This is a genomic window from Streptomyces sp. NPDC030840, from assembly GCF_055572015.1.
This window is the reverse complement of the sequence record NZ_JBVIEE010000018.1, coordinates 19789-41783: the sequence shown is the minus strand read 5'-3', so window position 1 is coordinate 41783 and position 21995 is coordinate 19789. Positions and strand designations below refer to the sequence as shown.

Sequence of the window (21995 nt, the reverse complement as noted above, 5' to 3'; positions counted from 1 at the left end):
GGGACGGCCACGCATCCGCCCCTGCACCGGCCGCCCCCGAGGCTCAGGAGTTGCTGGGGAAGCCCAGGTTGATCCCGCCGTCGGCCGGGTCGGGCCAGCGGGTCGTGATCACCTTGCCCTGCGTGTAGAAGGCGACGCCGTCATTGCCGTAGATGTGCAGGTCGCCGAAGAGCGAGTCCTTCCAGCCGCCGAACGAGTGGTAACCGACCGGGACCGGGATCGGCACGTTGACGCCGACCATGCCCGCCTGGACCTCCAGCTGGAAGCGCCGGGCGGCGCCACCGTCCCGCGTGAAGATCGCGGTGCCGTTGCCCCAGCGGGAGTTGTTGATCAGCTGGATGGCGTCCTCGTACGTGTCGGCGCGCACCACGCACAGCACGGGGCCGAAGATCTCGTCCTTGTACGCGTCCGCCGTCACCGGCACCTTGTCCAGCAGGGAGACGCCCAGGAAGAAGCCGTCAGCGCACTCGGGGTGTCCCTCGACCGTGTAGCCCGTGCCGTCCACCACGACCTCGGCGCCCTGCTCTGCGGCGCTCGCCACGTACGACGCCACCTTGTCGCGGTGCTCGCGCGTGATCAGCGGGCCCATCTCGGACGCCGGGTCGTTGCCGGGGCCGATGCGCAGGTTCTTCGCCCGCTCGGCGATCTTGCCCACGAGCTCGTCGCCCGTGTCGCCGACCGCGACCACGACCGACACGGCCATGCAGCGCTCGCCCGCCGAACCGTACGCGGCGTTGATCGCCTGGTCGGCGGCGAAGTCCAGGTCGGCGTCCGGCAGGACCAGCATGTGGTTCTTGGCGCCGCCCAGGGCCTGTACGCGCTTGTCGTGCTCGACGGCCTTGAGCTGGATGTACTTGGCGATCGGCGTCGAGCCCACGAAGGACACCGCCGCGACGTCCGGGTGCTCCAGCAGGCGGTCCACCGCCACCTTGTCACCCTGGACGATGTTGAACACACCGTCCGGCAGACCGGCCTCGGCCAGCAGCTCGGCGAGGCGGTACGAGGCCGACGGGTCCTTCTCGCTCGGCTTGAGCACGAAGGTGTTGCCGCACGCGATCGCGAGCGGGAACATCCACATCGGCACCATGGCGGGGAAGTTGAACGGCGTGATGCCGGCGACCACGCCGATCGGCTGCCGGATCGAGGCGACGTCGACACGGGTGGAGACCTGCGTGGACAGCTCGCCCTTCAGCTGCACGCTGATCCCGCAGGCCAGCTCCACGATCTCCAGCCCGCGCGCGACCTCGCCGAGCGCGTCCGAGTGGACCTTGCCGTGCTCGGCGCTGATCAGCTCGGCGATCTCGTCGCGGTGCGCGTCGAGCAACTCGCGGAACTTGAACAGGATCGCCGTGCGCCTGGCGATCGAGGACTGGCCCCAGCTCTCGAAGGCGGCCTTGGCGGTCGCGACGGCGGCGTCGACCTCGTCGACCGTGGCGAGGGCGAGCTGCTTCTCCTGGGCGCCGGTGGCCGGGTTGTAGACCGGGCTGAAACGCCTGGAGGTGCCCTCGACGGGCTTGCCGCCGATCCAGTGGCTGATGGTCTTCATGGTGCGAGGGGCCTTTCCTGAGCGGGGAGTTGGGTTGGTCGAGGGCGGAACTCGTCAGATCACAGATGCCGTCGCTGTCCTGCCACGTGGCGGTCGTACCTCTCGCGCGCGGCCACGGCGGCCTCGCGGGAGGCGACCTCGGCCACGGGCACGTCCCACCAGGCCTCGGCCGGGGGAGCGGTGGGCGTCGGGTCGGTCTCGACGTACACGCACGTCGGCCGGTCCGAGGCGCGCGCGGCGGCGAGGGCGTCCCGCAGCTCGCGGACGGTCTTGGCGCGGATCACGTCCATGCCGAGGCTGGCGGCGTTGGCCGCGAGGTCCACGGGCAGCGGCGCGCCCGTGAAGGTGCCGTCGGCGGCGCGGTACCGGTAGGCCGTGCCGAAGCGCTCGCCGCCGGTCTCCTCGGAGAGGCCGCCGATGGAGGCGTAGCCGTGGTTCTGGATCAGGACCAGGTTGACCGGCAGGCCCTCCTGGACCGCGGTGACGATCTCCGTCGGCATCATCAGGTAGGTGCCGTCGCCGACCAGTGACCACACGGGGGTGTCCGGGGCGGCCTGCTGGACGCCGATGCCGGCCGGGATCTCATAGCCCATGCAGGAGTAGCCGTACTCCAGGTGGTACTGGCGCGGGCCGCGCGCCCGCCACAACTTGTGCAGGTCGCCGGGGAGCGAACCGGCCGCGTTGATCACCACGTCGTCGTCGCCCACGACCGAGTCCAGGGCGCCCAGCACCTGCGTCTGGGTGGGTACCGCGTGCTCGTCGTCCGCGTGGTAGGCGGCGTCCACGACCTGCTCCCAGCGCTCCTTGCCGGCGCGGTACTCGGCCTCGTACGCCTCGCGGACACGGTGGCCGGAGAGCTCGCCGGTGAGCGCCTCCAGACCGGCGCGGGCGTCGGCGACGAGGGCGCGGGCGGCCAGCTTGTGGGCGTCGAATGCGGTGATGTTGAGGTTGACGAACCGGACGTCCGGCTTCTCGAACAGGGTGCTGGAGGCGGTCGTGAAGTCGCTGTAGCGCGTGCCGACGCCGATGACCAGGTCCGCGGTGCGGGCGACGGCGTCGCAGACCGCCGTGCCGGTGTGGCCGATACCGCCGAGGTCGGCCGGGTGGTCGTACCGCAGGGAACCCTTGCCCGCCTGGGTGGAGGCGACCGGGATGCCGGTGGCCTCGACGAAGGCCTTGAGCGCCTCCTCGGCCTCGCTGTGGTGGACGCCGCCGCCCGCGACGATCAGCGGGCGCTCGGCGGCGCGGATGGCGCGTACGGCCTCGGCGAGCTCCAGCGGGTCGGGCGCGGGACGGCGTACGTGCCACACGCGCTCGGCGAAGAACTCCTCCGGCCAGTCGAACGCCTCCGCCTGCACGTCCTGCGGCAGGGCGAGGGTGACCGCGCCGGTCTCGGCCGGGTCGGTCAGCACCCGCATGGCGTTCAGCGCGGACGGGATCAGCATCTCCGGGCGCGTGACGCGGTCGAAGTAGCGGGAGACCGGGCGCAGCGTGTCGTTCACGGACACGTCGGCCTCGGTGGGGTGCTCCAGCTGCTGGAGCAGCGGGTCCGCGGGGCGCGTGGCGAAGTAGTCGCCGGGCAGGAGCAGCACCGGCAGGCGGTTGATCGTGGCGAGGGCGGCGCCCGTGACCAGGTTGGTGGCGCCGGGGCCGATGGACGTGGTCACCGCCTGGGTGGAGAGCCGGTTCAGCTGGCGGGCGTAGCCGACGGCGGCGTGCACCATGGCCTGCTCGTTGCGGCCCTGGTGGAACGGCATGGTGTCCTCGCCGGCCTCCAGCAGTGCCTGGCCGAGGCCGGCGACGTTGCCGTGGCCGAAGATCCCCCAGGTGCCGGCGATCAGCCGGTGCCGTACGCCGTCGCGCTCGGCGTACTGGGCGGACAGGAACTGCACCAGCGCCTGGGCGACCGTAAGGCGTCGCGTGGACGGATTCGGCTGGCTCATCGGGACCTCACTGGGACGGACGCTTTCGCGGGGGGCTGCGGGGGACTTCACTGGGCGGGGGCGGTGTAGAGGGGCAGTCGCGGGTCGACCGGCTGCTGGGGCCAGGTGTCGCGGATCCACGTGTGGTCCGGGTGGTCGCAGATCAGCCAGGCCCGGTCCGGGTCGGGGCCCGCCATGACGTTGAGGTAGTACATGTGGTGGCCGGGCAGCGCCATGGAGGGCCCGTGCCAGCCGTCCGGGATCAGGACGACGTCGCCGCCGCGCACCTCGGCCAGCACGTCCGTGTTGCTGCCCTTGCCTGAGGGGGAGACCCGCTGGTAGCCGAGGCCGGGGATGCCGTCGTGGCCGTCGAACTCGAAGTAGTAGATCTCCTCCAGCTCCGACTCCTGACCGGGCCGGTGCTCGTCGTGCTTGTGCGGCGGGAACGACGACCAGTTCCCGCCGGGGGTGATCACCTCGACGGCGATGAGCTTGTCGCACTCGAAGACGCCTGCCGCCCCGAAGTTGTTGACCTGGCGCGAGCAGGTGCCCGTGCCGCGCAGCTCGACGGGGACGGAGGACGCCGGGCCGTAGCGGGCGGGCAGCCGCCGCTCGCAGCGGGCGCCGGTCAGGGCGAACCGCCCGCCGTCGCGGGACGCGATCGAGGCCTGCGTGTCACGTGGTACGTACGCGAAGTCGCTGACCCCGCTGAAGACGCTCTCGCGCCCGTTCAGCCCGAATGTCTCACCGTCGACGGCGACCGTGCAGGACCCCGCGAGCGGCAGCACGATCCACTCGCTGTCGCCGCTGTCGAAGGTGTGCCGGCCGCCCGGCGGCAGTTCGAGAACCCGCAGGCTGGAGTAGCCCCAGCCCGCCGACTCGGGGGTGATGTTCACGGAGTAGGCGTCGCCGGTCGCCTTGCCCGCGGGGAGGTGGTAGGTGGTGGTCATCGTGTGATCCTCGGCTCGTTCCGCGACGTGTGTGGGGGTTTCCGGGCCGTACCCGCCCTGCGGGCCGTACCCGCCTGTCAGGACCTACCCGGACTCAGAGCAGACCGACCGCGGTGTCCACCGCCGTCTCGACACTGCCCTCGGCGGGGTAGAGCAGGGACCGGCCGACGACCATGCCCTGCACGGTGGGCAGCCTGAGCGCCTTGCGCCACTTCTCGTACGCGCCCTCCTGGTCCCCGCCGACCTCGCCGCCGAGCAGGACGACGGGCAGCGTGGACGCCTCCAGCGCCTGCGCCATGTCGTCGGGGTCCTCGGTGACGGGCAGCTTCAGCCAGGTGTACGCGGAGGTGCCGCCGAGGCCCGAGGCGATCGCGATGGAACGGGTGACGGCCTCGGAGCTCAGGTCGTTGCGGACCGCGCCGTCCACGCGGCGCGAGAGGAACGGCTCGACGAACAGCGGCAGCCGTCGCGCCGCCATGTCGTCGATGGCCCGGGCGGTGGTCTCCAGGGTCCGCAGGGAGCCCGGGTCGTCGTAGTCGATGCGCACCAGCAGCTTTCCGGCGTCGAAGCGGAGCCGCTCGATGTCCTCGGCGCGGTGGCCGGTGAAGCGGTCGTCCATCTCGAAGGACGCGCCGGCCAGGCCCCCGCGGTTCATGGAGCCCATGACAACCTTGTCGTCGAGGACGCCGAGGAGCAGCAGGTCCTCGAGGATGTCCGCGGTGGCGAGCACCCCGTCCACGCCCGGCCTGGACAGGGCGACGCACAGGCGCTCCAGCAGGTCGGCCCGGTTGGCCATGGCCAGGCGGCGATCGCCCACGCCGAGGGCGCCGCGCGCCGGATGGTCGGCGGCCACGATCATCAGGCGTCCGCTGTCGCCGATCAGCGGGCGGCGGACACGGCGGGCGGCGGCTTCGGCGATGGCCTCCGGGTGCCGGGCGCGCACCGTGGCGAGGTCGGGGATGCTGATGCTCAAGTCTTCGCTCCGTTCAGGGGTCGTCGTCGGTCAGCCGCGCGCGAGGAGGCCGTCGACCTCCGACTCGGTGGGCATCGCGGAGGAGCAGGCGAGCCGGGAGGCGACGAGCGCGCCGGCCGCGTTGGCGTACCGCATGGTCTTCTCCAGCTCCCAGCCGCCGAGCAGGCCGTGGCAGAGCGACCCGCCGAAGGCGTCCCCGGCGCCGAGCCCGTTGACGACCTCCACGGGCACCGGTGGGACCTCGGCTGTGGTGCCGTCGCGGTGGACCGCGAGCACGCCCTTGGGGCCCTGCTTGACGACGGCCAGCTCCACGCCGGCCTCCAGCAGCGCCTCGGCGCAGGCCTGCGGTTCGCGGACGCCGGTGGCGATCTCGCACTCGTCGAGGTTGCCGACGGCCACGGTGGCGTGGCGCAGGGCCTCGGCGTAGTACGGGCGGGCGGAGTCGGGGTCGTCCCAGAACATCGGGCGCCAGTCCAGGTCGAAGACGGTGATGCCCGACTTGTCGCGTGCCTTGAGGGCAGCGAGGGTGGCCGAACGGCTGGGCTCCTCGCTCAGGCCGGTGCCCGTGATCCAGAAGATGCGGGCCGCGCGGATGGCGAAGAAGTCCAGCTCGTCGGTGTTGATCTCCAGATCCGGAGCCTTGGGCCGACGGTAGAAGTACAGCGGGAAGTCGTCCGGCGGGAAGATCTCACAGAAGGTGATCGGGGTCGGGTACGCGTCGACCGGGGTGACGAAGCGGTCGTCGACGCCGAACTCCCGCAGAGCGTCGTGAAGATACGAACCGAAGGGGTCGTTGCCGGTCCGGGTGATCACAGCGGTAGCGTGACCCAGGCGCGCGGCGGCCACAGCCACGTTGGCCGCCGATCCCCCCAGGAACTTGCCGAAGGATTCGACTTGCGGAAGCGGCACACCGGTCTGCAGCGGGTACAGATCGACCCCGATGCGGCCCATGGTGATGAGGTCGAACGATACGGCGGACTCGGGCATGCGCGTCACTCCTCGTACGGGGATGCGGGCCGTGGAGGGCCCGGAGTGCGGGGGATGCGGGCACGCTGGCCCGGACGTACATCAGGTGTAGGTCCCCGGGCGAGCCCATGTCAAGAGTTTGTACTGACATTCGGACCTGCAACTGAAATGATGTCTTAACAAAGTATTGACAGCTGGGCAGGGCAGGCACTTGTATCCCGTCCCAACGAAACCGCCGCTCCACAGGCACAATGACCCCGGCTTCAATGCCCGGGCCGCTTCGGGCCGCTCGCCCGACGCCGTCCCGTTCCCTCCCCCCCCGGTCGCACAGTGAGGTGCAAGAAAAGATGGTTCGTTTTCACCCCCGCTCTCGTCGAGTGGCGCCGCTCGTCGCGTTGGCTGCGTCGTCCGCGCTGCTCATAGCGGGCTGCTCCAGCAGTTCGGGCGGCAAGAAGGCCGAGGAGAGCGGCGACAGCGCCTCCGCGGGCAAGGCGAACACCCCCCGGATGACGATCGCGCTGGTGACCCACCAGGCCCCCGGCGACACGTTCTGGGACATCGTCCGCAAGGGCGCTCAGGCCGCCGCGGACAAGGACAACGTCAAGCTCATCTACTCGGCCGACCCGAACGCGGGCAACCAGGCCAACCTGGTCCAGAACGCGATCGACCAGAAGGTCGACGGCATCGCGGTCACCCTCGCCAAGCCGGACGCCCTGAAGGACGTCGTGGCCAAGGCCGAGAAGGCGGGCATCCCCGTCGTCGGCCTCAACTCGGGCCTGAGCGACTGGAAGTCGCTGAACCTCCTGGAGTTCTTCGGGCAGGACGAGACCGTGGCCGGCGAGGCGCTGGGCAAGAAGCTCAACGAGGAGGGTGCCAAGCACGCCGTCTGCGTCGTCCAGGAGCAGGGCAACATCGGCCTGGAGCAGCGTTGCGCGGGCGTGAAGAAGACGTTCGAGGGCAAGACGGAGAACCTCAACGTCAACGGCACGGACATGCCGTCGGTGAAGTCCACGATCACCGCCAAGCTCAAGCAGGACTCCTCCATCGACCAGATCGTCGCGCTGGGTGCCCCGTTCGCCCTGACCGCCGCCCAGTCGGTCGACGAGGCCGGCAGCAAGGCGAAGGTCGCCACGTTCGACCTCAACAAGGAACTGACGAGCGCGATCAAGGACGGTGACATCGAGTTCGCCGTGGACCAGCAGCCCTACCTGCAGGGTTACCTGTCGATCGACTCGCTGTGGCTGTACAAGAACAACGGCAACTACATGGGCGGCGGCGAGCAGCCGGTGCTGACCGGCCCGGCGTTCGTGGACAAGTCCAACGTCGAGGCGGTGGCTGAGTTCGCCGCGAAGGGCACTCGGTGATGAGCATGACGCAACAGGCTGCGCCGGCGGTGACCACACCGCCGGCCTCCGGCCCGAAGCAGGCCGACGGGCGCACCGCGCAGCGCCCGCTGGCGCTGCGGCTGCTGGCCCGCCCCGAGGTGGGTGTCTTCCTCGGCGCGGTCGCGGTGTACATCTTCTTCCTCGCCGCGGCGCCTCCGGTGCGCGAGGCCGGCGCGATGGCCAACATCCTGTACCAGTCCTCGACGATCGGGTTGATGGCGCTGCCGGTGGCGCTCCTCATGATCGGCGGGGAGTTCGACCTGTCCTCCGGTGTCGCGGTGATCACCTCGGCGCTGACCGCGAGCATGGTCAGCTACCAGCTGACGATGAACGTGTGGGTGGGTGTCATCGTCGCGCTGGCGGTGTCGCTGGCGATCGGGGCGTTCAACGGCTGGATGCTGGTCAAGACCGGCCTGCCCAGCTTCCTGGTCACCCTGGGCACCTTCCTGATCCTGCAGGGCGTGAACCTGGCGGTGACGAAGCTGGTCACCGGGAACGTGGCCACCGACAACATCAGTGACATGGACGGCTTCGACCAGGCCAAGGCCGTCTTCGCCTCCACGTTCGAGGTCGGCGGGGTCACGTTCAAGATCACGGTGGTGTACTGGCTGGTGTTCGCGGCGCTCGCGACGTGGGTGCTGCTGCGCACCAAGTACGGCAACTGGATCTTCGCGGTGGGCGGCAACCAGCAGAGCGCCCGGGCCGTGGGTGTGCCGGTGACGTTCACGAAGATCTCGCTGTTCATGCTGGTCGGGTTCGGTGCCTGGTTCGTCGGCATGCACAACCTGTTCTCCTTCTCCACCGTGCAGTCCGGTGAGGGCGTCGGCCAGGAGCTGATCTACATCGCGGCGGCCGTGATCGGCGGCTGTCTGCTGACCGGTGGTTACGGCTCGGCGATCGGCCCGGTATTCGGCGCGTTCATGTTCGGCATGGTGAACCAGGGCATCGTCTACGCCGGCTGGAACCCGGACTGGTTCAAGGCCTTCCTCGGCGTGATGCTTCTCGGCGCCACCCTGATCAATCTGTGGGTCCGCCGCACGGCGACCCGGAGGTGAGTGACCCATGGCTACCAACGAATCCCAGGCCGCGGGGGCCGTCCTGAAGGACGCCCCGTCCAAGGGCGACGCCCCCATCGTCGAGCTGAGGGCCGCGGGCAAGTCGTACGGCAACATCCGCGCCCTGCACGGTGTCAGCCTTCAGGTGTACCCCGGCAAGGTGACCTGTGTGCTGGGGGACAACGGCGCCGGCAAGTCCACCCTCATCAAGATCATCTCTGGGCTGCACCAGCACACCGAGGGCGAGTTCCTCGTCGACGGCGAGGGCGTGCACTTCACCACCCCGCGCCAGGCCCTGGACCGCGGTATCGCCACGGTCTACCAGGACCTGGCCACCGTGCCGCTGATGCCGGTGTGGCGCAACTTCTTCCTCGGCTCGGAGATGACCAAGGGCCCCTGGCCGGTGCGCCGTCTCGACATCGACAAGATGAAGAAGACCGCCGACGAGGAACTGCGCAACATGGGCATCGTCCTCGACGACCTGGAGCAGCCCATCGGCACCCTCTCCGGTGGTCAGCGCCAGTGCGTGGCCATCGCCCGCGCGGTCTACTTCGGCGCCCGCGTGCTGATCCTGGACGAGCCGACGGCCGCCCTCGGTGTGAAGCAGTCGGGTGTGGTGCTGAAGTACATCGCCGCCGCCCGCGACCGCGGCCTGGGCGTCATCTTCATCACCCACAACCCGCACCACGCCTACATGGTCGGCGACCACTTCAGCGTGCTGCGGCTGGGCACGATGGAGCTGTCCGCCTCCCGTAGCGAGGTCAGTCTCGAAGAGCTTACGAACCACATGGCCGGCGGCGCCGAACTCGCCGCACTCAAGCACGAGTTGGCGCAGGTCAGCGGAGTGGACGTCGAGGAGCTCCCCGAGGAGGAGGACCTCACCGCACCCGTGGCGTCCGCTCCGGAGGGAAAGTCCTGAGGCCGCCGGGGCCGGCTTCCGTTCCGCCGCTCCCTGGGCGCCCGACCCACTCGATGCGACCCGTTCGAAGGGATCACCCCCCACCATGACTCAGCGTGGAACGCTCGGGGTCGCCGTCATCGGCACCGGCCGCATGGGCGCCGATCACGTGCGCCGCATCGACCAGGTGATCAGCGGAGCGCACGTGTCCGCCGTCGTGGACATCGACGCCGAGCGGGCCCAGAACCTCGCCGAGGGCATCGACGGCTGCGCCGCGTACGCCGACCCGGCCGCCGCCATGGCCGCCGACGGTGTCGACGCCGTGCTCATCGCCTCACCGGGACCCGCTCACGAGGCGGCCCTGCTGGCGGCGTTCGAGCGCGACCTGCCGGTGCTGTGCGAGAAGCCGCTCACCCCCGACGCGGCCGCGGCGCTGCGCGTGATGGAGGCCGAGCTGAGACTGGGCCGGCGCCGGGTCCAGGTGGGCTTCATGCGGCGCTACGACGCCGAGTACATGAAGCTCAAGGCGCTGCTCGACAGCGGGCGGCTGGGCCGGCCGCTGATGGTGCACAACCGGCACCGCAACGCCGCCAGCCCGCCCGGCTTCACCACCGAGATGCTCATCAACGACTCGGTGGTGCACGAGATGGACGTGACCCGCTGGCTCCTGAACCAGGAGATCACGGCGGTCACCGTGCTGCGCCCGACGCCCTCGCAGAACGCGCCCGAGGGTTTGCAGGACCCTCAGCTCGTGCTCTTCGAGACCGACGGCGGCGCGATCGTCGACGTCGAGATCAACGTGAACTGCGGCTTCGGCTACCAGGTGAAGGCCGAGGCCGTCTGCGAGCGCGGCACCGCGCGCATCGGCGAGGAGCAGTCGCTCGTCACGGACACGGCCGGCCGCTGGGGCGGCACCATCGCCCAGGACTTCGTGGAGCGGTTCGCCGGTGCCTACGACCGCCAGGTTCAGGCCTGGGTCGACGCCACCCGGCGCGGCGAGGTCACCGGCCCGAGCGTGTGGGACGGCTACGCCACAGCGGCGGTCTGCGAGGCGGGCGTCCGCGCCCAGGCCCAGGGCGGCCGGGTGGAGGTGGAGCTGATCGAGCGGCCCGCCTTCTACGGCTGAGGGACCCGGGTGCCCCAGGAGGCCGTCAGCGCGTGCGCGCCGCTTCCTGGGGCACGCCCTTGTCCTGAGGCGCGGCATCCTTGTCAGGGGAACGGAACGCCCACTCCATCCTCGGCTCCACGACGTACCGGAACACCGCCCGCACCGGCGGTGAGCACAGCAGCGTGATCCCGCCGACCGCCAGCGCCGTCACCACTAGCTCGCCGAACGGGGTGTGCACCCACGCGGGCGCGTACCAGTCCCGGAAGCGGGACGCCTTGATGACGAAGCCGTGCAGCAGGTAGCCGTACATCGTCCCCGCGCCCAGCGCCGTGAACCACGTGTGCCGTCGCGGCACCCACGCCAGGAAGGCCGCCGTCAGCAGCAGCGCCAGGCCGAACAGCGCCGGTGTGCTGACCAGCCCCACCCAGCGCGAGGCGCCCTGCCCCGTGACGGCGCTCCGGTGGTAGAACCAGGACGCGTCGAACCAGGGCGCCACCCAGTAGGCCGCCACCAGCGTGCCCGCGCCCACGGGCAGCGCGCACAGCCGGACCCGCCGGGTACGCAGCCGTTCGAAGTGCTCGGCCCGCAGCGTCAGTCCCAGCACGAAGAACGGCAGGAACTGCAGGGTCCGCTGTATCGAGACGTCACCGCCGAGGTCCGGTGACACCGAGGCCAGCGCGGCGAGACCGAGCGCGACCGGCAGCGGATACCGCAGCGCCAGCCATATGGGAGTGGTGATCCGCCAGATGAACAGTGCCATCAGGAACCACATCACGTACCAGGGATCCAGCAGGCTCAGCGGGTACCGCCAGTCGTCCTGCGCCCACCGGTAGAACAGCGTGTACGCCGTCTCGAAGACCACATACGGCAGGGCCACCCCCGTCAGCAGCCGTCGCAGCCGGCCCGGAGCCATGTCGAAGCTCCGCGAGAAGTACCCGGAGATCAGCGCGAACGCGGGCATGTGGAAGGCGTAGACGGTCAGGTAGAGGGCCGTGGCCGCGCGGCTGCCGTAGGTCAGCGGCTCCCAGGCGTGGCCGCACGCCACCAGCACGATCGTCAGGTACTTCGCGTTGTCGAAGTACGGGTCCCTCGACGAGGGCCTGCGGGTGGGCGGCGCCCCTCGGGCAGCGGGCGCCGTCGCGGTCGGGGGGTACTGCGTCACGTTGGTGGACATCCTCCGCGTCTCGAGGGACGGACCCCGACCGCCTGCCCCGTCCCGCGGGGCTCACTCCTTCCCGCCATCCCCCCGGTGGAACCGGCGGTGCAGGGCACGCACCTGGCCGGCCAGCTCCGGCACCGGGCCCTCGACGGCCACCCCGGGAGCGACCTGGTTGACCGGCAGGGTCCGCACCGGGGGCGCGGGCACCCCCAACTCGGCCAGCCAGGAGGCGAGTTGTTCGGACGAGGCGACATAGACGATACGCCCGAGACCCACCCACGCGTGGGCGGCCGCGCACATCGGACAGTGCTCGCCGGACGTGTACACGGTCGCCGCCGCCCGCTCGCCGGGGGTGAGATGTGCCGCCGACCAGCGGGCCAGCTCGAACTCAGGGTGCCGGGTGCGGTCGCCGGAGGCCACCCGGTTGTGGTCCTCCGCCAGCACAGTCCCGTCGGCGCCGACGAGCACCGACCCGAACGGCTCGTCCCCGGCCTGGAGCGCCTGCGTCGCCAGCTCCACGCACCGCCGTAAGTAGCGCAGCTCGGAGTCGTCCAGCATTGTTGTACGTACCTTTCTCGTGAGGTCTCCCCTCAGTGCGGACCGGCTCCGGCCCGCGCCGCGATCTTCGTGCGGCAGCCTACGTGCGAGGCGCCTGCTCGGCGTGGGCCGGGCCCGCGGCACGCTCACCCATGGTGAACTGCTGATCACGGCGTGGTTACGGTGGTCCGCGCCGACGCGGAACCACGGGTGCCGGAGGGTCGGGATGCGCGACTGGATCTGGGAGTACGAGGGCTACGACCCGGCGCAGGAGCGACTGCGCGAGTCACTGTGCACGCTCGGCAACGGCTACTTCGCGACCCGCGGAGCCGCCCCCGAGTGCGCCGCCGACGACGTGCACTACCCGGGCACGTACGCGGCGGGCTGCTACAACCGGCTCACCTCGCAGGTCGGGGGGCGCCGCGTCGAGAACGAGGACATGGTCAACCTGCCCAACTGGCTGCCCCTGCGTTTCCGCGCCGCCTCCGGCGACTGGCTGTCCCCGGACACCGACAAGGTCCTCGGTCACCGGCTGAGCCTGGACCTGAGAGGGGGGACCCTGGAGCGCACGGTGCGCTACGAGGACAGCGCGGGGCGGCGCCTGGCCGTGCGGCAGCTCAGGCTGATCCACATGGCCGATCCCCATCTCGCGCTCCTGCGCACCGAGTTGACCCCCGAGGGGTGGTCGGGGGAGCTGGAGGTGGAGTCCGGTCTCGACGGCACGGTCACCAACAGCGGGGTGGAGCGGTACCGCGCGCTGACCTCCCGGCACCTCACACACGTCCACACCGGCACCGCGCCGCACAAGGCCGTCTGGCTGCGCTGCCGCACCCGTACCTCCGACATCCGCATCGGCCTCGCCGCACGCACCACGGTCGACACCCCGGCCGAGGCGGGCAGTGTCAAGGAGAACGGGCGGATCGCCCGCGCGTTCCGGTTCCCCGTGGCCGACGGCCGCACGGTGACCGTCGACAAGACCGTCGCCCTGCACACCTCCCGCGACCCGGCGATCAGCGATCCGCTCTACGCCGCCGTCGACCGCGTACGGCGCGCCCCCGACGCCGACACCCTGCTGGCCTCCCACCGCACGGCCTGGCAGCAGCTGTGGCGCAACGCCGAGGCGGACGTGCCGGGCGGCGCGGGCGAGGTGCTGCGCCTGCACCTCTTCCACGTGCTGCAGACGCTGTCCCCGCACACCGCCGAACTCGACGTCGGCGTGCCCGCGCGAGGACTGCACGGCGAGGCGTACCGCGGGCACGTCTTCTGGGACGAGCTGTTCGTGCTGCCGTACCTGAACCTGCACTTCCCCGAGGTGTCCCGGGCCCTGCTGACCTACCGGCACCGGCGTCTGGAACGGGCCTGCTTCGCCGGCGCCGACGCCGGGCACCGCGGTGCGATGTACCCCTGGCAGAGCGGAAGCGACGGCCGCGAGGAGACCCAGTGGCTGCACCTCAACCCGCGCTCGGGACGCTGGCTGCCCGACCATTCCCGGCTCCAGCACCACGTGGGCTCGGCGGTCGCGTACAACGTGTGGCGATACTGCGAGGCGACCGGGGACATGGAGTTCCTGCACACCAAGGGCGCCGAGATGATGATGCAGATCGCCCGCTTCTGGGCCGACGTCGCCTCGTACGACGAGACGCTCGGCCGCTACCGGATCCGCGGCGTCGTGGGCCCCGACGAGTACCACGAGGCCTACCCCGGCGCGGCCGGTCCGGGCCTCGACGACAACGCGTACACCAATGTCACGGCCGCCTGGGTCCTCGCCCGGGCGCTCGACGTGGCGCGGACCCTGCCCGTGACACGCCGCCGCGACCTGTTCGAGCGCATCGGCCTGGACCGCGCCGAACTCGAGGCCTGGGAGGACGTCTCCCGCAGGTTGTACGTCCCCTTCCACGCCGGTGTCATCAGCCAGTTCGCCGGCTACGGGGACCTCGCGGAGCTCGACTGGGAGGGGTACCGGAAGCGCTACGGCGACATCCGGCGCCTCGACCGGATCCTGGAGGCCGAGGACGACTCCGTCAACCACTACCAGGCGTCCAAGCAGGCGGACGCCCTGATGCTCGGTTACCTCTTCCCGCCGACCGAACTCAAGGCGCTGTTCGGGCAGTTGGGGTACGACCTGGACGACGGGACCTGGCGGCGCACCGTCGACCACTACCTGGCCCGCACCAGCCACGGCTCCACCCTCAGCAGTCTGGTCCACGGCTGGGTACTGGCGAGGGCCCGGCGCGGCCAGGCCTGGGCCTTCGTGCAGGAGGCGCTCATCGGGGACATCGCCGACCTGCAGGACGGGACCACCGGCGAGGGCATCCACCTCGGCGCCATGGCCGGGACCCTCGACCTCGTCCAGCGCGGCCTGACCGGTCTGGAGGCCCGGGACGGCAAGCTCTGCTTCGACCCCGTCCCGCTGCCGGAGCTGTCCGAGTACGGATTCTCGATCCGCTACCGCGGCCACTGGGGCGTACGGCTGCACCTGCGGCGGGGGCGGCTGCACATCGCCGTGCCCGACTCCGACGAGGCTCCGATCACCGTGGCCGTCACGGGCGGCCGCACCCTTTCCGTGGCCCCGGGGGAGTCCGCCGTGCTCACCCTGCCCCGCTGAAGTGGCCCATCACCCGCGGGTTCGCGCGAGAAGCGGGTGAATTCCGTTGCCCGCGGGGACCCAGGGGTGATGGAGTGGCCATATGCGTCACGCTGGGGTGTTGGCCCTCTTCGACCGGGACATGCGGGAAGGGGCGCGCCCCGACGCGCCCGGTGCGCGGATCGAGCGCGCGGACGGGGTGGTGCGGCAGGTCGGTGCCGAGCACGGCTGGAGCGGGGTGCTCTGGTCGGACCTGGACGAGACGACCGCCGACGAGGCGATCGCCGCACAGGTGCGGTACTTCGCCGGATTCGGCCGCGAGTTCGAATGGAAACTGTACGGACACGACCTCCCCGTCGATCTGGGCAAACGCCTCCGCGCCGCCGGGTTCACGCCCGAGCCCGAGGAGACCTTGATGATCGCCGAGTTCGGGCAGCTTCACCTCGACGCCGAGCTGCCGGAGGGCGTACGGCTCCTCCCGGTGACCGACGAGGCGGGCGTCGACATGGTGGCGGACGTCCACGCGCGGGCCTTCGGCCGGGACAGCTCCCGTATGCGAGAGCAGCTGCTCGCGCAGCTCACCGCCGACCCCGACACCGTCGTCGCGGTCGTCGCCCTCGCCGGGGACCGCCCGATCAGCGCCGCGCGCATGGAGATGCTGCCCGGCACGCGCTTCGCCGGCCTGTGGGGTGGCGGCACCGTGGAGGGCTGGCGCGGACGCGGCATCTACCGGGCTCTCGTCGCCCACCGCGCCCGCGTCGCCGCCGAGCACGGCTACCGCTACCTCCAGGTGGACGCCACCAGCCAGAGCCGCCCCATCCTGGAACGGCTCGGCTTCGAACCGCTGACCACGACGACGCCGTACGTGTCACCGGCCGCGCCCGTGGGGCCGTGAGGCCGACCGGCTCTGCCGTGGCCAGGCCAACGGCATCCGGGTCGGCCCGCTGAACCACCACGCGGCAGGGCGCCGCGTCCACCGGCACCGCTTCGACGTGGTCGTCCGCGCCGCCACCGCCCTGAGCAGGCCGCCGGCGCGCGGCGGTTCGCCGCCGAGCCGATGGTCTTCGGGTACGGCCATGGCTGCCACGGCGAGCACGCCCTCACCGAGGAGGACACCCTTGGCCCGCGGCCGCAGGCTCCCCGTAGCCGCGACCACGGGCGGGTCTGCCGTGGGCCGAACTCACCGACGCGGCCCGCGCGGGCCGCCGCCGTCGAGCGTGGGCGTTTCCGCCGGGCGTGCCCATCGCGGGGCGACACGCCGCCGGGCTTCGGCGGGTAACGTCCGCGCCGTCGCCGGCGATGCGCCGCTCTGGTGGCGAGGGCCTGACAGGCACAGGCCCGTGCGGCGCCCTTCTCCGAGCTCTCAGCGTCGTGCCCGCGACCGGTCGAGAGCCGCGACGCCCAGCGCCGCCAGGCCGATCTGGATGAGCCACTCGATCCAGTCGGGGCCGTCGGTGTCGGCCACGCCGAAGCCGGCGGCGATCGCGGAGCCGATGAGCGCTGCGACGATGCCGACGAGGATCGTCAGCAGGATGCCGATGCGCTGACGTCCCGGAACGACGAGCCGTCCCAGTACGCCGATGATGACGCCGATGACAATGGCACTGATGATGCCGGAGATCTCCATCTCCACCCCATTTCGTCAGGATCCCCCGCACAATGGGTGTTCCCGCAGGGCGCGGGAGCAGTCCGGTCAACTTTTTCACCCGGCGCGGTGGCACCACGTCCGCAGGGCGATCTCACGGTCCTTCTGCCTGCGCAGGACCGGTTCGTCAGCCGTGAGTGCGAAACCGGTCGCCCTGGCGACGGCCTCGCTCGCGGTGTTGTCCTCCTCGATGCACAGCACCACGCGACGCGGGCGCAGTTGTCGCGTGGCGTACTCGGTGACCAGGCGGACCGCCTTCGTGGCCAGACCCCGGCCACGGTGGGCCGGCCCGACGCCGTAGGCGAGTTCGGCGTCCCGGGGATCGGTGGCGCTGCGGAACAGCAGGACCTCGCCCAGGGGATGCCTGCCGTCCGTGGTGATGGCCAGGTGGACTCCCCGGCCCTCGACCCGTTTCTGGGCGGCGGCGGCGAGATAGGCCTCGGCCGCCTCCGTGTCGAAGGGGGAGGGTACGGGAGTCCAGCGGGCCATCTCGGCGTCGTCGTACAGCGCCACGAGGGCCTGCGCGTCGTCGTCCCGCCACTCGCGCAGACGCAGGCCGAAGCCGCGCAGGTGGAGAGGTGACGGGAGGGGCAGAGGTTCCTGGGCGTCCATGAGGAGATCCTGTCGCGGGTCCGGGTGAGCGGCCAAGGATGCCCGGCCTGGGCATGCGCTCGGCGCCCTGTCAGGGCACGTACAGGCGTGGGTTCCCCGCGGGCCGCACCGCCTCACGGATCACCGCGGCCGGATCACCCTCGTGGTACGGCCGCTCGGACGGCTCGATCCCGTCCAGGAACTCCTGGTACCGGACGGCGTAGGCGAGCTGAGCCAGTGGTTCGGCGAGCGCCAGGGCGCGGGCCGGGTCACTGGCGGGGGCATGCGTTCTCCAGGCGTCCACCCAGGCGCCCGCGGCCGCCGAGCGCGCCGGTCCGGAGAGGAAGTCCAGGAGCCGCAGACCGTCGAGGACGGGATTGCCCCAGTAGGTGTCGGCGAAGTCCACGACGACGGTCGAGCCGCCGTGGGCGCGCCAGTTGCCCGGGTGGAAGTCGCCGTGAACCACCGTGTCCGGCAGGCCGCACTCGGCGAGCAGGGGCCAGCGCTCCGCCAACTCCCGTGCCGCGGACCGCTCCTCGGCAGTGATGTCCAGGGGGACGGCGCCGTCGAGCAGGTCCCGTACCCGGGCGGCCAGCAGCTCGTCGCGGCCGTCCCGCAGCCATACGGGACGGCCGGACGCCAAGTCCGCCTGCGCCGCGACGAAACGGTGCACACCGGCCCGTGCCGTCTCGGGGGAGGCCCCCCAGCAGTCCTCGCCGGGAATGTGCTCGAGAAGCACCCGGTGTTCGCCGGCGCCCAGGACGGTCGGCACCAGACCAGGGGCGACCTCGCCGAACACGCCGATCACGGCGGCCTCGTCGGCGGCGAAGTGAGGTGTCGCCTTCAGCCAGACCGTCCCCTGGGCGGTGGGCAGCCGGAACAGCCCGGCCAGGTTCCAGGTTTTTCGCTGCTCGACCGGACCGGTCACCGGACGTCCCGAGGCGGCCAGGGATCGGGACGCCCAGTCGAGCAGCTCCCGCAGCCCGTCGGCCCGTGCCCAGGGCGAGCGGAGCGGCGCGTGCCCGTCCAGCACTCCCTGAGGGGGCGGGCGTTGTTCGAGGACGCCCGGCCCGGGATGCTCCAACGCCTCCACGTGGTACGTCACATGGCCGTCGCGCCCGCCCTCGCCCCCGTCGACGGTCAGGAGCCGCAGAACGGCCACGGGTACCCGGAGCGCGTCCCGTAACCGGACCACGACCGGCTCGACCTCGGCCCACCACGGGACGTCCACGGAAAAGGGGCCGATCGAGCCGAGGACCTCCCCACCCGATGTCACCCACGCGCTGACGGTTCGACTCACGGTGTCAGTGTGCTGGTCGCGATGGGCCGGAGCGAGCGAATTTCCATCGGCCGCGGGCAGCCCCGCCACGGATCCGTGGCGGGGCTGCGCGTGCTCTCGATTGACATGCAGGCAACCAACTGCATAACGTTGAGTGTGCGATCAGAGGGCGACACCCCCATGGACCTGGCGTTCAAGGCGCTGGCCGACCCGACGCGGCGGCGGCTGCTCGACCGGCTGCACGAACACAACGGCCAGACGCTGGGTGAGCTGTGCGCCCGCATCGACATGGCGCGGCAGTCGGTGACCCAGCACCTGGCCGTCCTGGAGGCCGCCAACCTGGTCAGCACGGTGCGGCGGGGCCGGGAGAAGTTGCACTACCTCAATCCCGTCCCGCTCCACGAGATCCAGGAGCGGTGGATCGACAAGTTCGAGCGCCCGCGGCTGCGCGCGCTCGGCGCCGTGAAGCGACGAGCGGAGGAAGCGATGGCCGAGAAGCCGGCATTCGTGTACGTCATCTACATCGAGAGCACGCCCGAGAAGGTCTGGGACGCGCTCACCGACGCGGATCTGACGGCCGTGTACTGGGGGCACAGCAATGTCTCCGACTGGAGGCCGGGCTCCCGTTGGGAACACCGCCGGACGGACGGATCGGGCATCGCCGACGCGGTCGGCGCCGTGGTGGAGAGCGAGCGGCCGACGCGTCTGGTACTGACCGGGGTCGCGCCCGAGGACGAGGGGCGGGAGGAGAAGCACTCCCGGATCACCTTCGAGATCCAGCGGCACCGAGGCATCGTTCGCCTCACGGTCACCGAGGAGGGCCTGGCCGACGAGGCGGCGCAAGCCGATGTGTCGTCCGGCTGGCCCGCCGTGCTGTCCAACCTCAAGTCGCTGCTGGAAACCGGCAGTCCGCTGCCCGAGCAGCCGTGGCTGATGCCGGCCCGCTGAGCAGCACCCTGGAGTCGGCCTCACTCGGTCTCGTCCGGTCTCGTCCGGCGGAGGAGCGGCGACGGCCGGGCCGCCGAGGCGGACCGGCCGCCGGTTCCCCTCGCGGGCGTTTCTGTCACATCGGAGGAGCCGCGCTCCGCGATGTGGCCCTGGCCGCCGTGGCCGCGCACAGCAGCCCCAGCATGACGGCCAGGCCGCCGATGATGACGTTGTTGACGATGACGCCGGCGTCCGGGTCCGTGCCGACGACCCACGGCGAGATGATCATCCAGACGCCGATGGCGGACGTGGCCCAGCTCAGGCCGTACATCCTCGCGGGGGCGGCGGTGAAGCCGAGGGCCAGCAGGCCGATGGCGATGCCGATGATCAGGTTGTGCGGGACAAGAGCGGGCTGGTTGGCCGTGAAGTGCAGTATCCACGGGGATACGGCGCAGTACAGACCGAGCAGGAACACCGGTCCGTCCACGAGCGCCACATCGCGACCACCGAGCATGCGGGCGTACCTCTCCCGCATTTCGGTCACGTCAGGATGGCTGGTGATGTCACCCCTGGGTGAGACGTTGGCCATGACTCGTCTCCTTCGTTCTCAGCGGGTCCGACCGCCGGGTATGCGGTAAGCGCCGCGTATCCTCATTCTGCTCTTATTTTTTCTTTATGTGTAGTGGTGGGTGGGTTCCGTGAGGGGTGGAGGGCGCGGGTGAACGAGGCGGCGCTCCTGGCGGGCATTCCCCGGACCTGGTGGTCGACCCCCTACGTCGGCGCGCGCTTCCCCGGCTCGCGGTCCGTCACGGAGAACCCCGGGCTCGCCGAGGGCGCCAACTGCCAGTTCTTCGCGTACGAAGTACTCCGGCTGTACGGGGTCGAGGTTCCCCCGTGGCGGTCGAGCGAGCTGTGGCACGACACCGCGCGCACCGTCCGCGTGACCGACGCCGAGCCCCTGGACCTGGCCCTCTTCGGCGCCACCGAGGACGCCTGGGGCGCCCATGTCGGTGTGGTCGTGGGGGAGGGGCGGGTGCTCCACCTCGGCGCGGAGGCAGGGCGCCCGGCGGTGTGGAGCATGGCCGACTTCGCCGCGCGCGACCGCTACCGGACCCTCATCGGCTTCAAGCGCGTGATCCGCGGTTGACGCGGTGTCAGAGGTGCGCGATGCCGCTCTCCACGAATTCGGCGAGGACATCCGGTCGATGCGCCGGGCACGGGGCCTGCGGCAGCACTCCTTCCGCGCGGAGTGCCTCCTCGGCCCACGCGCACGTGCGGTTCGAGAGCTCAGTGGTGGGGGCCCGGTGACTCACCCTGTCGCCGGGGCCGGGGACGAGGCCCCGAGCGCCCCGAGATGTGCCCGGCGCACCTCCGCCGTCTGCCCCTGGATCAGGAGGAACATGCCTTCACGGGCCAGCCGCTGGGCACGGTTGCCCAGGGTCATGGAGCGCCCGCCGCCGGCCACGATCGCGGCGGTGGTCGCGGCGCGCAGCAGGTCGTAGGCCCGCGTCTTGAGCGCCAGTCGCTCGTCGACGCGTTCGTGCGGTACGGGGTGGTCGGCCAGGGCGTAGGCCTGCTGCCGGACGCTGTCCAGGCGGGTGCGCAGGGAACGCGCGGTGGCCTTCGCGTCCGGGTCTGACCCGAGCAGTCCCAGTGCCGCGTACGCCACGCCGAAGACGGCGGGTGAGACGTTCGTGTTCCTGGGCCGGTCGATCACGGCGAAGCTCCTCTGCGGGGCCCGCAGCACCAGGGCGTCATCCGGCAGCCACAGGCCGTCCAGTTCCAGGGACACCGTGCGGCCGGCGGTGAGGGCCGCGAGCCGCATCGGCGGCGAGGGGCGCATTCCCGGCTGCTCGCGGGCCTCGGCGGCGGCGAACACGACCTCGTCCCCGTCGGTCAGCCCCGCCAGCAGCATCACGTCGTTCAGGCCCCAGCCCGTGTACCACGGCACGGTGCCGTCGAAGCGCCAGCCGCCGCGCTCGGGGCTCGCGCGCACAAGTACACGGGGGAAGGCGCGAACGTGGGCGTAGGCGACACCGGAGAGCAGTTCGCCGGTGGCGAGCGGGCGCAACAGGCGTTCGCGCACCGGGAGCCGGGAGTCCGCCAGCAGTTTCACCGGGGTGTGGTGCTGGGTCTGCACGAACCACGTGGAGCAGCACGCCCCGGACAGGATCTCGGCGATCTCCCGGGCCACCGGGGCGGGCGCGCCCGCCCCGCCGTACTCCACCGGAGCGCTCATGCCCAGCAGGCCCGAACGTTTCACGGCCTCGATGTGGCTCTGCGGCAGGCCCTCCTGGTCGACCCGCTCCGCCTGCGGTGCGAGGAGATCGTCCGCGAGGTGGCGGGCGCGGCTGACGAGCGGGTGGGGTGCGGTGGTCATGCGGACGATTCTCCCGGTGAGGTGGCGCGGGGTGCCGATCCCGGGGCGTGTCGTACGACGGCGGCCACTGGAGCCTTCGCGCAACGGCAC

Annotated in this window: 20 protein-coding genes; 8 read left to right on the top strand and 12 right to left on the bottom strand. The window is 71.3% G+C overall.

Features of this window, described 5'->3' with window-relative positions; translation table 11 throughout:
• Window positions 1-43: 43 nt before the first annotated feature.
• The 5 genes from ACZ49J_RS31375 to iolC form a co-directional block, all read right to left on the bottom strand.
• Window positions 44-1546 (bottom strand): CoA-acylating methylmalonate-semialdehyde dehydrogenase, encoded by a 1503-nt coding sequence (locus ACZ49J_RS31375; protein ID WP_467454040.1) that lies wholly within the window; start codon window positions 1544-1546, stop codon window positions 44-46.
• A 59-nt stretch (window positions 1547-1605) separates the two neighbouring features.
• Window positions 1606-3489 (bottom strand): 3D-(3,5/4)-trihydroxycyclohexane-1,2-dione acylhydrolase (decyclizing), encoded by a 1884-nt coding sequence (gene iolD, locus ACZ49J_RS31370; RefSeq protein WP_467454041.1) that lies wholly within the window; start codon window positions 3487-3489, stop codon window positions 1606-1608.
• 47 nt (window positions 3490-3536) lie between these two features.
• A complete protein-coding gene (iolB, locus tag ACZ49J_RS31365; RefSeq protein ID WP_467454042.1) occupies window positions 3537-4418 on the bottom strand; it encodes a 5-deoxy-glucuronate isomerase in 882 nt (293 codons plus the stop codon).
• Between the two features lie 94 nt (window positions 4419-4512).
• The gene (locus tag ACZ49J_RS31360; protein WP_467454043.1) at window positions 4513-5391 is read right to left on the bottom strand and encodes a Cgl0159 family (beta/alpha)8-fold protein; all 879 of its coding nucleotides are present in this window, start codon (window positions 5389-5391) and stop codon (window positions 4513-4515) included.
• Between the two features lie 30 nt (window positions 5392-5421).
• Window positions 5422-6378, bottom strand: coding sequence for a 5-dehydro-2-deoxygluconokinase (iolC, locus tag ACZ49J_RS31355; protein WP_467454044.1), 957 nt, complete (start codon window positions 6376-6378; stop codon window positions 5422-5424).
• 326 nt (window positions 6379-6704) lie between these two features.
• Here iolC and ACZ49J_RS31350 point away from each other — a divergent pair, with 326 nt between their 5' ends.
• The 4 genes from ACZ49J_RS31350 to ACZ49J_RS31335 all read left to right on the top strand — a co-directional run bounded on the left by ACZ49J_RS31350 (window position 6705) and on the right by ACZ49J_RS31335 (window position 10821).
• Window positions 6705-7721, top strand: coding sequence for a sugar ABC transporter substrate-binding protein (locus ACZ49J_RS31350; RefSeq protein WP_467454045.1), 1017 nt, complete (start codon window positions 6705-6707; stop codon window positions 7719-7721).
• Entirely contained in the window at window positions 7721-8797 is a 1077-nt protein-coding gene (locus ACZ49J_RS31345) for an ABC transporter permease (RefSeq protein WP_467454046.1), read from the top strand. The genes ACZ49J_RS31350 and ACZ49J_RS31345 overlap by 1 nt, the downstream gene beginning before the upstream one ends.
• 7 nt (window positions 8798-8804) lie before the next feature.
• The gene (locus ACZ49J_RS31340; protein ID WP_467454048.1) at window positions 8805-9716 is read left to right on the top strand and encodes an ATP-binding cassette domain-containing protein; all 912 of its coding nucleotides are present in this window, start codon (window positions 8805-8807) and stop codon (window positions 9714-9716) included.
• A gap of 85 nt (window positions 9717-9801) precedes the next feature.
• Window positions 9802-10821: a Gfo/Idh/MocA family protein gene (locus ACZ49J_RS31335; RefSeq protein WP_467454049.1), complete on the top strand. Its 1020-nt coding sequence runs from the start codon at window positions 9802-9804 to the stop codon at window positions 10819-10821.
• Between the two features lie 25 nt (window positions 10822-10846).
• Here ACZ49J_RS31335 and ACZ49J_RS31330 read toward each other — a convergent pair whose 3' ends face one another.
• Together ACZ49J_RS31330 and ACZ49J_RS31325 are read right to left on the bottom strand one after the other, a co-directional pair.
• Window positions 10847-11977 carry an acyltransferase family protein gene (locus tag ACZ49J_RS31330; RefSeq protein ID WP_467454050.1) on the bottom strand — a complete coding sequence of 377 codons (1131 nt, stop codon included), beginning with the start codon at window positions 11975-11977 and terminating at the stop codon, window positions 10847-10849.
• Between the two features lie 51 nt (window positions 11978-12028).
• Window positions 12029-12520 (bottom strand): nucleoside deaminase, encoded by a 492-nt coding sequence (locus ACZ49J_RS31325; RefSeq protein ID WP_467454051.1) that lies wholly within the window; start codon window positions 12518-12520, stop codon window positions 12029-12031.
• A 205-nt stretch (window positions 12521-12725) separates the two neighbouring features.
• On the opposite strand from ACZ49J_RS31325, the gene ACZ49J_RS31320 reads away from it, so the two are divergent.
• Complete coding sequence (locus tag ACZ49J_RS31320) at window positions 12726-15104, top strand: glycoside hydrolase family 65 protein (RefSeq protein WP_467454052.1); 2379 nt, start codon at window positions 12726-12728, stop codon at window positions 15102-15104.
• Between the two features lie 82 nt (window positions 15105-15186).
• Window positions 15187-15978: a GNAT family N-acetyltransferase gene (locus ACZ49J_RS31315; protein WP_467454054.1), complete on the top strand. Its 792-nt coding sequence runs from the start codon at window positions 15187-15189 to the stop codon at window positions 15976-15978.
• A gap of 468 nt (window positions 15979-16446) precedes the next feature.
• Here the strand turns inward: ACZ49J_RS31315 and ACZ49J_RS31310 are convergent, their stop codons facing one another.
• The 3 genes from ACZ49J_RS31310 to ACZ49J_RS31300 form a co-directional block, all read right to left on the bottom strand.
• Window positions 16447-16710, bottom strand: coding sequence for a GlsB/YeaQ/YmgE family stress response membrane protein (locus ACZ49J_RS31310; protein ID WP_467454055.1), 264 nt, complete (start codon window positions 16708-16710; stop codon window positions 16447-16449).
• Window positions 16711-16785: 75 nt separating this feature from the next.
• Window positions 16786-17340 carry a GNAT family N-acetyltransferase gene (locus ACZ49J_RS31305; protein WP_467454057.1) on the bottom strand — a complete coding sequence of 185 codons (555 nt, stop codon included), beginning with the start codon at window positions 17338-17340 and terminating at the stop codon, window positions 16786-16788.
• Between the two features lie 70 nt (window positions 17341-17410).
• Window positions 17411-18619: an aminoglycoside phosphotransferase family protein gene (locus ACZ49J_RS31300; RefSeq protein WP_467454059.1), complete on the bottom strand. Its 1209-nt coding sequence runs from the start codon at window positions 18617-18619 to the stop codon at window positions 17411-17413.
• A 159-nt stretch (window positions 18620-18778) separates the two neighbouring features.
• Here ACZ49J_RS31300 and ACZ49J_RS31295 point away from each other — a divergent pair, with 159 nt between their 5' ends.
• Window positions 18779-19546, top strand: coding sequence for an ArsR/SmtB family transcription factor (locus ACZ49J_RS31295; protein WP_467454085.1), 768 nt, complete (start codon window positions 18779-18781; stop codon window positions 19544-19546).
• Between the two features lie 115 nt (window positions 19547-19661).
• Here ACZ49J_RS31295 and ACZ49J_RS31290 read toward each other — a convergent pair whose 3' ends face one another.
• Entirely contained in the window at window positions 19662-20114 is a 453-nt protein-coding gene (locus ACZ49J_RS31290) for an SPW repeat protein (RefSeq protein ID WP_467454060.1), read from the bottom strand.
• Window positions 20115-20243: 129 nt separating this feature from the next.
• Here ACZ49J_RS31290 and ACZ49J_RS31285 point away from each other — a divergent pair, with 129 nt between their 5' ends.
• Window positions 20244-20672 carry a hydrolase gene (locus tag ACZ49J_RS31285; protein WP_467454061.1) on the top strand — a complete coding sequence of 143 codons (429 nt, stop codon included), beginning with the start codon at window positions 20244-20246 and terminating at the stop codon, window positions 20670-20672.
• Window positions 20673-20834: 162 nt separating this feature from the next.
• Here the strand turns inward: ACZ49J_RS31285 and ACZ49J_RS31280 are convergent, their stop codons facing one another.
• The gene (locus tag ACZ49J_RS31280; protein ID WP_467454062.1) at window positions 20835-21905 is read right to left on the bottom strand and encodes an acyl-CoA dehydrogenase family protein; all 1071 of its coding nucleotides are present in this window, start codon (window positions 21903-21905) and stop codon (window positions 20835-20837) included.
• Window positions 21906-21995 lie beyond the last annotated feature (90 nt).